The organism is Streptococcus suis (genome assembly GCF_046032115.1).
In the GTDB taxonomy this organism is placed as follows: domain Bacteria; phylum Bacillota; class Bacilli; order Lactobacillales; family Streptococcaceae; genus Streptococcus; species Streptococcus suis_AJ.
In genome coordinates, this window is sequence record NZ_JARQOZ010000005.1 from 1 (window position 1) to 15,173 (window position 15,173).

Below are 15,173 nucleotides of genomic sequence, written 5' to 3' on the forward strand. Positions count from 1 at the left end.
AGCGTCTTTAGGCGCTGGCTGGTGATGTGGGCTTATAGCCCTTGTTCAAACCACCCGTTTGACGGGTGGTCATGATTTACGATTAAAATATATGGAAATCAACGTGATTCAGTTAAAAAATACTGTCTAGAACATTGTAAATTGAAAACGGTTGGACTTTATTTTTCCATTTCATCGATTCTCTGTCTTCTCTTAGTGCCATTTTTACTCCTTGTGACTGTATTTTAAATGGCTATTCACTATTGTAAGCAAGATGTCACATACCTAGACATCTGCTGGATTAATGTCATGATGGGGTAGAAAATGATCAAGTAGTCTTTGAGAGTCACAGGGCATAGAATAACCCCTGAGCTTGGGCTCAGGGGGAGTTTTCTAACTATAATGTTTGAATAGCGAATGAGTTGCTTGATGGATGGTGCGAGCCGTTTCTGCATTATTCATGGTATAAAGATGGACACCTGCGACATCATTGGTTACCAAATCGACAATCTGATCAACTGCATAGGCTAGGCCAGCTGCACGTAGGGATTCAGGATTGTGCTCGTATTTTTCCAAGATGGCCTTGAATTTACGAGGGAGGCGAATATTCTCACAAGTTTTCAAGAGACGAAGTGCCTGATTCCTGTTGATGATAGGCATGATACCTGCGATAATAGGCACTTCGATGTCTGCGAGAGAACATTTCTCCTGAAAGTTATAAAATGCTTCGTTATCGAAGAAGAGTTGCGTGACCAAGGTTGAGCAACCGGCATCAACTTTCTTCTTCAAATTTTTGATGTCTGAGACAGAGTTTGGTGATTCTGGATGTACTTCTGGATAACAGGCTCCAATAATGTCAAAATGTGGAGCTTCTTCCTTGATAAAGGAAATCAAGTCAGTTGCATACTGGAAGTCCTCTTTAGGGGGAATACCTTCAATAATGTCGCCACGAAGGGCTAATATCTGGTGAACGCCGATTTCATCAAGAGAGTGCAGCACAGACCGAACCTTTTCTTTGGTTAAGTAGGCGGCTGGTAAATGGGCAATGGTTGGGATATGTAACTCGTTGTGTACATGGTCAGCCAATTTAACAGTCGTTTCTTCTACGTTAAGATTGTTATTGCTACAAGTCACACTGATAAAATGAGGGGCCAAACCCTGCATCTCATCAAGTGTTAGGAGTATCTTTTCATTGCCTACTTCTGGTTTTGGAGGAAAAATTTCAAATGAGAGACTTGGGGTTTGACCAATCATAAATTAGAGTTCCTTTCTGGCTGCCTTAGCTGCTTGGGTCAAGTGGATAAGGCTAGCTTTTGTTTCTGATTCGCCACGCGTTTTTAGTCCGCAGTCTGGGTTGATCCAAACTTTTTCTTTCGGTACTTTGGCAAGGATGGCTTGAATAGTGTGTGCAATTTCATCAACGGTAGGGACACGTGGAGAGTGGATGTCATAGACACCAGGACCTACCTGAGTTTGGAAGTTTTTAGCCTTGAGTTCATCTAGGATAACAAGATTTGAACGGCTAGCTTCAAAGGAAATCACATCCGCATCCATGTTGTCGATAGCTGGAATGATGTCTGTAAATTCGCTATAGCACATGTGAGTGTGAATTTGTGTATCTGGTGCAACAGTTGAGTGTACCAAACGGAAGGCAGGGATTGCCCAGTCAAGGTACTCGCTGTACCAGTCGCTACGGCGGAGTGGTAATTTTTCACGAAGGGCTGCTTCGTCAATTTGAATAATCTTGATACCTGCCGCTTCAAGGTCGAGAACTTCTTCCTTGATAGCAAGGGCAATTTGAAGGGTTGATTCCTTGATAGAAATGTCTTCGCGAGGGAAAGACCAGTTGAGGATGGTTACAGGTCCTGTCAACATCCCTTTGACTGGTTTATTTGTACGGCTTTGAGCATAGCTAGACCATTTAACAGTAATTGGGTTCAAGCGTGTTACATCACCCCAGATGATTGGTGGTTTTACCCCACGCATACCGTATGATTGGACCCAACCGTTCTTACTGAAGAGATAACCAGACAGGTTTTCGCCGAAGTATTCTACCATGTCGTTTCGTTCAAACTCACCGTGAACTAAGACATCGAAGTCAACTTCTTCCTGCCATGCAATCCACTCATCTGTTTGAGTTTTAACAAATGCATCGTATTCTTCTTCTGAGATATTTCCTTTACGGAAAGCCAAGCGTGTGCTACGGATTTCTTTGGTTTGAGGGAAAGAGCCAATCGTTGTTGTCGGAAGAAGTGGTAAGTTTAGCTTCTCGCGTTGAATGGCTTCACGCTCTGCAAAGACTGGTAGGCGTGTATAGTCTGAGTCGGTCAAACTTGCAAGACGGTCAGCAAGTGCTGTGTCACGCCCCACACGTTCAAGGGCAAAGAGCTCTTTGTTAGCTGTGAGAGCAACTTCGCCTTGACCGTTACGGATGGCATCCAAATCACGTAATTCGCTCAATTTTTCAACTGCAAAGGCAAAGTGGTTGAGGATAGCAGGCTCAAATTCTTCATTAGCAGTTGTAAATGGTACATGAAGAAGGGAGCAAGAAGTTGTTATGACGACATTTTCAGCTGGAATAGCATCCAAAACAGCTAGGCTCTTTTCGTAGTTGTTGCGCCAGATATTTTTACCGTTGACGATACCAGCGTAGAGGGTCTTGTCAGCTGGGAAACCTGTCGCAACAAGTGCAGCTGTTTCCTTACCTTCTACAAAGTCAAGACCGATGGCATCAACAGGTAGGTTTGTCAATTCAGTGTAAATATCACGCACATCTCCGAAGTAGGTTTGGATAAGGACTTGCAAGCCTTTCTTGTCTGCCAAAAGTGTTTGGTAGATGGTTAGGAAAAGGGCTTTTTCTTCAGCAGTCAAATCCTTGACCAAGCTAGGCTCGTCTAACTGGATTTTTTCAGCACCAAGCTCTGCCAATTTTGCAAATACTTGTCCATAGGCAGCAACCAAGCTATCTGCTACATCTTCAGCTTTCACACCTTCTTCAAAATCTGTCAGTTGCAAGAGAGTGAACGGACCAATAAGGACTGGTCGAGTTGTGATACCCAAGTCTTTTGCTTCTTGGAATTCGTCGAAAATCTTGTGACCAGCTAGTTTGATTTCTGTGTCTTTTTCAATAGCTGGAACGATATAGTGGTAGTTAGTGTTGAACCATTTTTTCATTGGTCTAGCACGAACGTCACCCTTGTCTCCTTGATAACCACGCGCCAAAGCGAAATATTTTTCAAGGTCAGTCAAGTCAAGCTCCTGAACGGCTTTTGGTACGATGTTGAAGAGAACAGCTGCATCCAAAACATTGTCATAGTGAGAGAAGTCGTTACTTGGGATTTCAGTAATGCCAGCTTGTTTAACAATAGTCCAGTGCTTGGCACGCAGGTCCTTTGCTGCCGCTAAAAGCTCTTCTTGTGGAATTTCATTTCTAAAGTATTTTTCAGTGATAAATTTTAATTCACGGTATTCTCCGATACGTGGGAAGCCGATAATAGTTGTTGTCATAGGATTTCCTCCAAAAATATTTCTATGCTCTTATCCTAACAGAAATCCAAACACTTGTATAATTGTAAAAAATTAGAGGATGCTATAGTTTTTAACTATATCAGATTGTTAAAATTTCTTTTTTAAAAAATCACTTCCATATATAGCCTTCAAAAATTCTTTTTATATCCTAGCTAATCAGCTTCATTTGACTGGCTATAGTTTTTCTTAATGGCTTCATAAATTTTATATATTGGGCAAAGTTGCAAATCCTTGATAGACTAGTACTACTTTTTGAAATTGGAGGAAGTTCTATGAAAAAGAAGTGGCTAACAGGCTTACTTTCTACGGTAGCAGTATTAACCTTGGCAGCTTGTGCAAGTGGTGGCTCATCAAGCACAGCATCAAGCTCTAATGCATCAGCAGACACGGAAACATTTACCTATGCAATCAATGGAGACCCAAGTTCAACCAACCCTATCAATACAAGCGATCGTTGGGGATTGACCTTGACAAACTTTATCTACTCACCTCTCATTCGAGTAGAGGCTGATGGTACCTATGTCAATGAATTGGCGGATTCTTATGAAATTGCCGAAGATGGTCTGAGCATTACTGTAAAACTGCGTCAGGATGTTAAATGGTCTGATGGAGAAAAATTTACTGCTGACGATGTTCTCTTTACCTACGAGCAAAAAATCAAAGAAGAAAATGGTGGATCTGATGGTCTATACATCAACGGTCAGCCAGTAAAAGTTGAGAAAGTAGATGATTACACTGTGAAGTTTGTTCTTCCTGCTGTATCAGCCCCAGCCTTGGACAATATTGTGACGGAAACCTATATCATTCCTCAACATGTATTCAAGGATGAAGCGGATTTCTCAGCAAGCCAATTGACTGCAACGCCAGTCGGAACAGGGCCTTATAAATTTGTAGAATACAAACACGGTGAGTATATCAAACTTGCTGCCAATGAACATTACTATAAAGGAAAAGCTGAGATTGATAACCTTGTCTTGCGTATCATTGAAAGTGCAGACACCACTAAAGTAGCACTCCAGACTGGCGAGGTAGATGCTGCCTTTGTGCTCCCTTCTGATATTCAAGATTTGAGCACGGATACCATTACAACCTATGCTTATAGTGAAAACCGTGTTGGTTACCTCGGTCTCAATACTTCAACGGAAGAATTGAAGGATGTAAAAGTTCGTCAAGCCTTGCTCTATGCCTTGAATAAAGAAGAGTTCAACCAAGCGGCTTACTTGGATAAGAAATACTATGAAACTCCATATTCATTCTTGCCTGTTGCCAATCCATATGTGACGGAAGATGTTGAGAAATATGAGCAGAATGTTGAGAAAGCCAAACAACTCTTATCAGAAGCAGGCGTCAGCAACCTAACTGTGAATCTTGGTTACTCATCTTCAGATGCAGCCCAAACCTTGCAGGCAACCTTGATTCAACAACAATTGTCAGCGATTGGTGTGACAGTTGAATTGGCAGGTGGGGATTCTACAGCACTCTTTACAGAGTTGAAAAAAGAAGGCTCTACAGCATATGACCTCTTCTTGGGTGGCTATATCATGGGAAATGACCCTGATCAGTATGCTCGTCTGTTCAAAACTGGCGGTGCTTCAAACTACTTCAAATTAGCGTCAAGTGAGGTAGACAGTCTCTTTGAACAAGGTGCTGTTGAATTGGATCAAACAAAACGTGAACAAATCTATGATGATTTGCAAGCGACCTTGGCTGATCAAGCTGCCATCTACCCTATCGTAGATAATAAGAAAGTACTGGCTGTCAACAACCGTGTGAAAAATGTTGAAGAAGCTGGCTTGATTCCAATCTACACATTTGAAGATCCATCTAAATTAACAATTGAATAAACGTCGTGTCTGCTGGTATGACCAGCAAAGAGGAGAAGGAGTGGCAAAAGCTGGAACTCCTCCCCTCTTTTTCGCGTTTTTGGAGGTTATATGTTTCGTTATATTATAAAAAGAATTTTACAGGCCGTTCCCCTCTTGCTCTTGATTTCGTTTATTGTCTTTTCATTGATTCAGTTAGCGCCTTTTGATGTCATTGATTCAATGACGACACCCAATATGAGTCAAGAACAGATTGATTTGTTGAAGGTAAAATATGGTTTGGATCAACCATTTTTAGTTCAATATTTTGTATGGTTGAAGGGGATTGTGACTGGTGATTTAGGTTTTTCGCTATTGACTCAACATTCGATTGGGGCAGACTTGGCTGAAAAAATTCCTAATACGATTTCCTTGGTTTTACCGGCATATGTGACGGCTCTTGTCTTAGCCATTACACTTGGGCTTGTTTCTGCTTCCCAACGTGGCAAATGGACGGATAAGGCCATCGATGCCTTTGCATCCGTGGGTATTGCAGTGCCAACTTTCTGGTTTGCCATGATTTTAATCTATTTCTTTGGTTATAAGTGGCGGGTGTTTCCGTTTATCGGAATGTACACTTTGGGAAAGGAAGGAGATGTTCTGGATTTTCTAGCTCATTTTGCCTTACCATATTTTACATTGACCATGGCATTTTTACCTGAGTTGATTCGGTTTATTCGAGCATCAGCGATTGTAGAGGTTGAAAAGGATTATGTAACCGTTCAAGAAGCATTCAAAGCCAATCGGTTTGAAATTTTTGGAAAACATGTAGCCCGCAATGTTTTAATTCCAGTCGTGACTCAAGTTGGGATGGCCTTACCGATGTTGGTAACAGGTGCTATTATCACAGAGACTATTTTTGCTTGGCCGGGTGTGGGTCCTTATTTGACAGCGGCTACTAAGAGTTTGGACTATCCAGTGATTATGGCTGTCATGCTTTTATCTGCAACCTTAGTTATTCTAGGGAATCTCTTATCAGATATTCTCTATGCTGTCGTCGATCCACGTATTTGGAAAGGAGGAGAGGGTCAATGATTCTTAAGCAATTAAAGGAGACTTTGAAGAGTTCGCCACTCTATCTTTTCTCTCTTCTTTTTATTCTTTTCTTGATTATTTTATCTCTCATTGCTCCATTGATTCCTATTGATCCAAATGTAACGGATGTCAGTCAAATGAACCAAGGGCCTAGTGCGGAGCATTGGTTTGGAACCGATCAAGTAGGGCGTGATTACTTTATTCGTGTTATTTATGGAGGAAGAATTTCTCTTTTAGTTGGCTTGTTGGCAATGGCTGCATCAGTGACTATTGGAAGTCTGGTTGGCATCACAGCAGGCTATCTGGGAGGAAAATGGGACAACGCTATTATGAGGGTAGTAGATGTGCTATCATCCATTCCATGGTTGGTCTTGGTGATTGTTCTCAGTGTCTTTTTAAAGCCTGGTTTATCTACGATTATCATTGTGATTGGTGGTTTTTCATGGATGAGTATTGCTAGGATGTTACGAGCTGAAACCTTAAAAGCAAAGGTGGCAGATTATGTTGGCTATGCAGCCTTTATCGGTTTAAAGAAACCACGGATTATTTGGCGGCACATCCTGCCAGCAATCTTACCGACCCTGATTGTAACGGCGTCAACCAGTATTTCATCAGCCATAATGACAGAATCAGCTCTTAGTTTCTTAGGGATGGGGATTCAACAGCCCTTAGCATCTTGGGGTAGTCTTTTGCAAAATGCCCAGTCTACCTTACAGAGTGCTCCACATATGGCGATCTTACCGGGAATTTTTATTCTATTAACTATTTATTCATTTAACAACATCGGTGATCTGATCCGTGATTGCCTTGAAAGAGAGGTGTTCTAATGTCAAAACACTTGGTAGAAATCAGTAACCTCGCCATCATCAATCAAAAAAGTAAAGAGCAAACCATTCTCGTCAAAGGGATTAATCTCTCCATTCCCAAAGGAAAAATTGTTGGAATTGTTGGAGAATCTGGTTCGGGTAAGAGTTTGACAATGAAATCCTTGATGGGGATCTTACCAAAAGGCTTAGAAGCAAGCTATGATCGATTTGAAATGGATGGAAAGCAAGTACGTAATCCAAAGGTTTTGCCTTTGTCTATGATTTTTCAAGATCCAATGACCTCTTTGAATCCATTACGGACCGTTGGTTTTCATTTACGGGAAGTTCTTCGTCGATTTCAGCCGACATTGACCAAGGCAGAGCGGGAAATGGCCATTTTAGAGATGTTGGATAAGGTAGGAATTTCTAATCCAGAACTCCGTCTCAAACAATTTCCTTTTGAGTTTTCAGGTGGGATGCGTCAAAGGATCATGATTGCCATGGCCTTATTGACCAAGCCAGACATGTTAATTGCTGATGAACCAACAACAGCATTAGATGTGACAATTCAAGCTCAAATCTTGGCTTTGCTGAAAGAATTGCAAGAGCAATTAGGATTGACAGTTGTCATTGTGAGTCACGATTTTAGTGTCATTGCTGGTATTTGTGATCAGGTCTACGTGATGAGAAATGGCCTGGTGGTGGAACAAGCGCCTGTTGATACGATTTTTGCACAGTCTTTGCATCCCTATACGCAATCTTTGTTGAAAGCAGCCCGCTTAGAAGCAAGTCATGGTCCTGTACCGGCTGATAGTGATGATAGTCAGTTGGTTCAAGTTGGTCCAAAACACTGGGTGAGAAAGGAGGAGAAAAATGGCTAAAGAAGTATTGGTACAAGTTTCAGATGTGAGAAAGACCTATTCCAAGAAGAATTGGTTAGGTCAAGAACAGAGCGTCGATGCTTTAAATGGGGTTGATTTGTCCATTTATAAAGGTGAGACACTCGGTCTGGTTGGTGAATCTGGCAGTGGTAAATCGACACTGGCTAAAATTGTTTTGGGACTGGAAAAAGCAAGTCAGGGACAGGTAGACTTTCCTGGTTTGACAGCTGAGGAACTAAACAGTCAAGCGCTTCAGGTGATTTACCAGGATCCCTACTCCTCCCTCAATCCCTATCTATCAGCTTTAGAACTTGTCAAAGAACCGCTTTATTTGTTACCAAAGAAGGAGGCAGAAGAGAGGGCTTTGGCAATGCTAGAAAGAGTCGGCATACAGGGTGATGCTGTACATAAGCGCCCAAAATCTTTTAGTGGAGGCCAACGTCAGCGTATTGGAATCGCTCGGGCAGTTGTATCTCATCCGCAATTTATCGTCTGTGACGAACCGACTTCAGCCTTGGATGTTTCCATTCAGGCAACTATATTGGATTTGCTTAACCAGCTTCAAGAAGATTTAGGCTTGACCTATCTTTTCATTTCTCATGACCTAAATTTGGTGCGGCATTTTGCTGATAGGATTGCGGTCATGTACAAGGGCAGCTTGGTAGAAATTGGACCTGCGCAGGATATTTTTCAAAATTCCCAGCATCCCTACACCCGCTATCTGCTACAATCCAACTTGAGTTTAGATCCTCTTCAGGCAAGAGCACAATTGCAAGAGTTGTCACAAACAGGGCTGCTAAAGGATTTCGTGACGGTGGGTGAGTGGACCGAAGTAGGCAAGGAGCACTTCGTACTAAAGGCCACTGATAAATAATTTTTATCGGCCCATAAAACTTCTATATTAGACAGGCTTGGCTGGTCGTGTTACAATGTAAAAAATCACAGAAAGGAGTTTCTTATGGGAAAAGTCATTATTGGAATTTCTGGAAATGAACAAGAATTTCCAACAAAATCTGGTCGAGTTTACGTGACAGTTGCACGTGAATTGGCAGACAGTGTTCGTCAAGCAGGCGGTGTCCCAATGGTCATCCCGATGGGAACTCCGGATTTAGCCAAAGACTATATCGACATGATTGATAAGTTAATTTTATCAGGTGGTCAACATGTTGACCCAAGTCTGTATGGGCAAAAACGGTTAATTGATAGTGATGATTACCTATTGGAGCGTGACGAATTTGAGTTGGCTTTGATTAAGGAAGCACTCCGCCAAGGGAAACCGATTTTTGCTGTCTGCCGTGGCATGCAGTTGCTCAATGTCGCACTTGGTGGTAGCTTGGAGCAGGAAGTGGTGGATCATTGGCAAGATGGTATTGAAGGAACTTCACATCGTTTGCAGGTCAAACCAAAAAGTCGTGTCAGTCAACTATTTGCACAGGGAAGTTCGATTAATTCCTTCCATCATCAGCGGATCAAAGATTTGGCACCTGGTTTGGTGGCAACTGGTCTGGATCCGAGAGACGGTACGATTGAGGTCTATGAAAGTAAGGGCAAGCAGGCCCTGTTTGGTCTTCAATGGCACCCAGAATTTCTATACAATGACTGCAAACAGCATAGGGACTTGTTTCAATATTTGGTGGATGTGTTTTAAAGAGGGGATTCCCTCTTTTTATTATCAATTCTTATAATTGCAAGGGTATTTGTTATAATTAAAACTTATAACACTCTATAAAAAAAGCCAATTAGTCAGATTGACTTTTCTGTGTTAAGATAGTCTCAGTTCAATAAATTAAGGAGATATTCTTATGAAATTAAAAAAATTATTTAGTTTAGCAGCAGCTGCCTTGTCAGTAGGTGTACTTGCTGCATGTGGTAGCTCGTCTTCTAGCTCTTCATCTGATTCATCAGCAACAACGGTTCGTGTTGGTGTGATGAGCTTGAGCGACTCAGAGCAAGCTCGTTGGGACAAAATCCAAGAAATTCTTGGTGATGAGGTGAAATTGGAATTCACTCAATTTACAGACTACTCACAACCAAACAAGGCTGTTGCAGAAAACGAAGTTGACATCAACGCATTCCAACATCATAACTTCTTGAATAACTGGAATGAAGAAAATGGTGAAGACTTGGTTGCGATTGCTGATACCTATATCTCACCAATCCGTCTTTACTCAGGTACAGCTGACGGCAAAAACAAATACGCTAAAGTAGAAGAAATTCCAGATGGTGCAGAAATTGCTGTTCCAAACGACCCAACAAACGAAAGTCGCGCCCTTTACCTTCTTCAAGCAGCTGGTTTGATCAAGGTTGGAGTATCTGGTACAGAATTAGCAACGATTGCTGATATTACTGAAAACAAGAAAAACTTGAAAATTACTGAGTTGGATGCAAGCCAAACAGCAAGCTCTCTTAGCTCAGTTGATGCAGCAGTCGTAAACAATACATTCGTATTGGAAGCTGGCTTGGATTACAAAAATGCCCTTTACAAAGAGCAAAAAGATGAAAATTCATCACAATGGTATAACTTGATTGCAGCTCGTAGCGATTGGGAAGATTCAGACCAAGCAGCAGCGATTAAGAAAATTATTGAAGCATACCACACAGATGAAGTGAAAACAGTTATTGAAGAAACTTCAGATGGTATGGATGAGCCAGTTTGGTAAGAAGCAAATAGGTTGAGGACTGGACAGAATTGTTCAGCCCTCTATCTGTTTTTATAGAGGTAAGAAAAATCTTTTAACCAGAGTCAGAAATGCGAGATAATTTTTGATTTTGGTTAGCAGATTTGATTGATTTTCATTGAGTATGAGGAGGAAGTATGGCAGAGAGTAAAGTTCAAGCCTTTAAACAAGATGCGATTATTCAGCACTATTTTGAAAAGTTGAAGGTCTTGATTTCAAAGAAATCTATTTTTGCTCAGCAGATTGGTCTCTTGGATGTGGCGACTTACTTGAAAGAGATGTTTGAAGAAGCTGGGGCGGAGGTTATTCTGGATGACAGTTATGCAGCACCTTTTGTCATGGCTAAGTTTGCAGCGACAGTCCCAAATGCCAAAACCTTGATTTTCTATAACCACTACGATACAGTGCCAGCAGATGCCGATCAGGTCTGGGAGAAGGGGAACCCCTTTGAATTGACCATTTCCGATGGCTATATCTATGGTCGCGGGGTAGACGATGATAAGGGGCATATTACAGCTCGTCTGTCAGCCTTGAAAAAATACCTGGCTAGACAAAACGGTCATCTACCAGTCAATGTACTCTTTATTATGGAAGGGGCAGAGGAGTCAGCCTCTGTCGACTTGGATAAGTACCTTGCCAAATACAAGGAAGACTTGCTTGGTGCTGACTTGTTGGTTTGGGAACAAGGGCATCGCAATAGCCTGCATCAGCTAGAGATTGCTGGGGGAAACAAGGGAATTGTGACCTTTGATCTTCAGGTCAAATCAGCTGACTTGGATATTCATTCTTCCTATGGTGGTGTCATTGATTCTGCAAGCTGGTATTTATTATCAGCGCTTCAATCCATGCGGGCTGCAGATGGAAGAATTCTGGTAGATGGCATTTACGAGCAGGTGCAAGAGCCCAATGATCGTGAATTGGCCTTGGTAGAAGAATTTGCACTGGCAACCAGTCAGTCCATGCAAGACATTTATGGCTTGACTCTTCCAACCCTGGTAGAAGATCGTCGTGCGTTCCTGAAACGTTTGTATTTTGAGCCGTCAATTACTATTGAAGGTTTGTCAACTGGTTATCTTGGACAGGGTGTTAAGACTATCATACCAGCTCAGGCTTCTGCAAAAATGGAGGTCCGTCTGGTTCCTGGTTTGGAGCCACACGATGTTTTGGACAAGATTCGCCAGCATTTGGACAAGCATGGTTTTGAAAAAGTTGAGGTTATCTTTACTTTGGGGGAAATGAGCTACCGAAGTGATATGTCCCATCCTGCCATTGTCAATGTGATTGAATTGGCTAAAAAATTGACGCCAGAAGGAGTTGCTGTCTTGCCGACTTCTCCTGGGACAGGCCCTATGCACACAGTTTTTCATGCTCTAGGTGTGCCGATTGCAGGATTTGGTCTAGGAAATGCCAATAGCCGTGACCATGCCGGCGATGAAAATGTCAGCATCGCTGACTACTATAGCCATGTTGAATTAGTAGAGGAGTTAATTGCAAGTTATGAGTAAGGAAATGATTAAGCTAGATAATATTGATGTAACTTTCCAGCAGAAAAAACGCACCATCGAAGCGGTAAAGGATGTGACCATCCATATCAATCAAGGAGATATTTACGGTATCGTAGGTTATTCTGGAGCCGGGAAATCTACCCTTGTTCGTGTCATCAATCTGTTGCAGGTGCCGACAGCGGGTAAAATTACTATTGATGAGGATGTAATTTACGAGGGAGAAAAGGTCACACTTACCCCAGCTCAATTGCGAAGCAAACGCCGTGAAATCGGCATGATTTTCCAGCATTTCAATCTGATGGCTCAAATGACGGCAGAAGAAAACGTAGCTTTTGCCCTCAAGCATTCTGGCTTGAGCAAACAGGAGAAGAAAGAAAAAGTTGCTAAGTTGTTGGACTTGGTTGGGCTCTCTGACCGTGCTGAAAACTATCCAGCTCAGTTGTCTGGTGGTCAAAAACAACGTGTTGCCATTGCCCGTGCCTTGGCCAATGACCCTAAAATCTTGATTTCTGATGAGTCTACTTCTGCCTTGGATCCGAAAACGACTAAACAGATTTTGGCACTCTTGCAGGAATTGAATGAAAAATTGGGCTTGACCATTGTCATGATTACCCACGAGATGCAGATTGTAAAAGACATTTGTAACCGTGTGGCTGTTATGCAGGATGGTCGCTTGATTGAAGAAGGTTCAGTTTTGGAAATCTTCTCTCATCCAAAAGAAGAATTGACCCAGGATTTCATCAAAACAGCAACAGGAATTGATGAAGCCTTGGTGAAAATTTACCAGCAGGATATTGTTCAGAATTTGCCTGAGAATAGTATTTTGGTGCAACTCAAGTATGCTGGTTCCAATACGGATACGGCCATTGTTAATGATTTGTATAAATTCTATCAAGTATCTGCCAATATTTTGTATGGCAATATTGAGATTTTGGACCATACGCCAGTCGGTGAGATGGTAGTTATTCTCTCTGGCGAGCCTGGTCAGTTGCACCGTGCGATTGAGGCAGTGACGGAGGCGCGTGTGGAAGTGACGATTTTGAAAGGAGCAAACTAGATGTTAGAATGGATTCAAACGAATTTTCCAGATATTTATAAATTGGGCTGGGATGGTCAGACAGGTTGGTTAACACATTTTAATTTGACCCTCTATATGACCTTTGTTTCCTTTGCTTTTGGTGGCTTTATGGGCTTGGTATCTGGTTTGTTCTTGGTATTGACTGGTCCTCGGGGTGTCATTGAAAATAAGACGGTTTACTGGATTTTGGATAAGGTGGCTTCTATCTTCCGTGCCATTCCTTTCATTATTTTGTTGGCGGCCATTGCTCCTTTGACAAAAATTATTGTTGGGAAAACGATTGGTACGGAGGCAGCTTTAGTTCCTCTTGCTCTTTCAGTCTTTCCCTTCTTTGCCCGTCAGGTTGAGGTGGTCTTGTCAGAATTGGATCGTGGTGTCATTGAGGCGGCTCAGGCTTCAGGAGCGACTTTCTGGGATATTGTCCTTGTCTATCTGCGTGAGGGTCTGCCTGACTTGATTCGGGTAACGACCTTTGCCCTAGTTTCCCTGGTCGGCTATACAGCTATGGCTGGAGCTATTGGAGCAGGTGGTTTGGGACAAGTTGCCCTTTCCTACGGTTACTTGCGTTACAATGACGATGTGACCTTCCTCGCTACATTTTTGATTTTGGTTATCATCTTTGCTATTCAGTTTATTGGTGATTTCTTGACCAGAAAGATTAGTCATAGATAGTAAGGAAATCAGGCATTTCGCATTTTGATTTATTAATTGCATTTTTAATAGCAATAATATACAATGAAAGCAACCAAATATTTACTGCCACCGGGTAGTCATGCATCAGCATTTTATGAACATCGTTAGGTCTTTGAAGATGTTCATAGGGTGCTGATTTTGTATAAAAAAGGAGTAAGAATATGTCACAATTTGTTGTTGATTCATCTTTTTGGAGTCTATTTCCAGACGCTAAAATTGGAGTTCTATTATTGAAGGGGTATAAAGCGCCATCAGAATCACCAGAAGATTTAGTGAAACTACTGGAAGAAAGTAATGAAATTGCCCAGAAATTTCTTACAGAAGATACTTTTAGTGAAAATGAAGTCATCCAAATGTATCGCCAAGCTTATCAAAAATTCAAAACTAAAAAAGGTGCACGTTCTAGTATTGAAGCACTTTTGAAGCGTTCTACTAGTGACCGTCCAGTTTCGACAATCTCGCCCTTAGTGGATATTTATAATGCAGCAAGTTTGCGTTTCGGTCTTCCATGTGGTGCAGAAGATATAGATACTTTTGTAGGCGATTTACATTTAACAGTTACCGAGGGTGGAGATGAGTTCTATCTGATTGGAGATGAGGTCAATCAACCAACCTTACCAGGTGAAGTTTGCTATAAGGATGATAAAGGCGCCGTTTGTCGCTGTTTCAATTGGCGCGATGGTGAGCGAACCATGATTACGGATGAGACAAAGAATGCTTTCTTGGTCATGGAGTTGGTCAATTCTGATAGAGTAGAAGATTTGGAAAATGCCCTTGATTTTATCAGTCAACACGCAGAAAAATTCTTGGGAGTAGTACCAGAAAAATATCTACTAGATTGCGATAGGCCTGTAATAGCCTTGTAGGATTTGTCAGTGGGATTGTGTTCGGATAAATAGTGGTCTTTCTAGACAAATACTGAATTTTCTGCTACAATACTAAGCATGAAAGAAGGTTGTTTCAAAAGCCTGTCTAGCGAGCTTGGGAGAGTGAAAGCCAAGCCAGTCTTGAAATAATTGGCACTTTCCTAGTCGTGACCATATCTGACTCAATCAAAATCATACAAATGAAGTAATAAATTAGGGTGGAACCGCGTTCTCAACGCCCCTATGTCTGTTGACAGGGGAA

At 41.8% G+C, this 15,173-nt stretch carries 13 protein-coding genes; 11 read left to right on the forward strand and 2 right to left on the reverse strand.

What is annotated here, in order from left to right; genetic code table 11:
- Positions 1-372: 372 nt before the first annotated feature.
- Both metF and metE read right to left on the reverse strand, forming a co-directional pair.
- Positions 373-1,233 carry a methylenetetrahydrofolate reductase [NAD(P)H] gene (gene metF / locus P7J36_RS02690; protein WP_105206862.1) on the reverse strand — a complete coding sequence of 287 codons (861 nt, stop codon included), beginning with the start codon at positions 1,231-1,233 and terminating at the stop codon, positions 373-375.
- A 3-nt stretch (positions 1,234-1,236) separates the two neighbouring features.
- The gene (metE, locus tag P7J36_RS02695) at positions 1,237-3,486 is read right to left on the reverse strand and encodes a 5-methyltetrahydropteroyltriglutamate--homocysteine S-methyltransferase (RefSeq protein WP_408551063.1); all 2,250 of its coding nucleotides are present in this window, start codon (positions 3,484-3,486) and stop codon (positions 1,237-1,239) included.
- 293 nt (positions 3,487-3,779) lie between these two features.
- Between metE and P7J36_RS02700 the strand changes: the two genes are divergently transcribed.
- The 11 genes from P7J36_RS02700 (at position 3,780) to P7J36_RS02750 (ending at position 14,911) form a co-directional block, all read left to right on the forward strand.
- The gene (locus tag P7J36_RS02700) at positions 3,780-5,351 is read left to right on the forward strand and encodes an ABC transporter substrate-binding protein (protein WP_408551064.1); all 1,572 of its coding nucleotides are present in this window, start codon (positions 3,780-3,782) and stop codon (positions 5,349-5,351) included.
- A 90-nt stretch (positions 5,352-5,441) separates the two neighbouring features.
- Positions 5,442-6,404 carry an ABC transporter permease gene (locus P7J36_RS02705; protein ID WP_408551065.1) on the forward strand — a complete coding sequence of 321 codons (963 nt, stop codon included), beginning with the start codon at positions 5,442-5,444 and terminating at the stop codon, positions 6,402-6,404.
- On the forward strand, positions 6,401-7,231 hold the full coding sequence (locus P7J36_RS02710) for an ABC transporter permease (RefSeq protein ID WP_408551066.1): 831 nt from the start codon (positions 6,401-6,403) through the stop codon (positions 7,229-7,231). Before P7J36_RS02705 ends, P7J36_RS02710 begins: the two co-directional genes overlap by 4 nt.
- Positions 7,231-8,091 carry an ABC transporter ATP-binding protein gene (locus P7J36_RS02715; protein ID WP_408551067.1) on the forward strand — a complete coding sequence of 287 codons (861 nt, stop codon included), beginning with the start codon at positions 7,231-7,233 and terminating at the stop codon, positions 8,089-8,091. Before P7J36_RS02710 ends, P7J36_RS02715 begins: the two co-directional genes overlap by 1 nt.
- Positions 8,084-8,965, forward strand: a complete 882-nt coding sequence (locus P7J36_RS02720; RefSeq protein WP_408551068.1) for an ATP-binding cassette domain-containing protein — start codon at positions 8,084-8,086, stop codon at positions 8,963-8,965. The genes P7J36_RS02715 and P7J36_RS02720 overlap by 8 nt, the downstream gene beginning before the upstream one ends.
- 84 nt (positions 8,966-9,049) lie before the next feature.
- Positions 9,050-9,739, forward strand: coding sequence for a gamma-glutamyl-gamma-aminobutyrate hydrolase family protein (locus P7J36_RS02725; RefSeq protein ID WP_408551069.1), 690 nt, complete (start codon positions 9,050-9,052; stop codon positions 9,737-9,739).
- 154 nt (positions 9,740-9,893) lie between these two features.
- A complete protein-coding gene (locus P7J36_RS02730) occupies positions 9,894-10,751 on the forward strand; it encodes a MetQ/NlpA family ABC transporter substrate-binding protein (protein WP_408551070.1) in 858 nt (285 codons plus the stop codon).
- Between the two features lie 155 nt (positions 10,752-10,906).
- On the forward strand, positions 10,907-12,274 hold the full coding sequence (locus P7J36_RS02735) for a M20/M25/M40 family metallo-hydrolase (protein WP_408551071.1): 1,368 nt from the start codon (positions 10,907-10,909) through the stop codon (positions 12,272-12,274).
- Positions 12,267-13,331, forward strand: coding sequence for a methionine ABC transporter ATP-binding protein (locus P7J36_RS02740; protein WP_105114022.1), 1,065 nt, complete (start codon positions 12,267-12,269; stop codon positions 13,329-13,331). The genes P7J36_RS02735 and P7J36_RS02740 overlap by 8 nt, the downstream gene beginning before the upstream one ends.
- Complete coding sequence (locus P7J36_RS02745; RefSeq protein ID WP_029179347.1) at positions 13,332-14,024, forward strand: methionine ABC transporter permease; 693 nt, start codon at positions 13,332-13,334, stop codon at positions 14,022-14,024.
- Between the two features lie 182 nt (positions 14,025-14,206).
- Positions 14,207-14,911 carry a B3/B4 domain-containing protein gene (locus P7J36_RS02750; protein WP_408551072.1) on the forward strand — a complete coding sequence of 235 codons (705 nt, stop codon included), beginning with the start codon at positions 14,207-14,209 and terminating at the stop codon, positions 14,909-14,911.
- Positions 14,912-15,173: the final 262 nt, after the last annotated feature.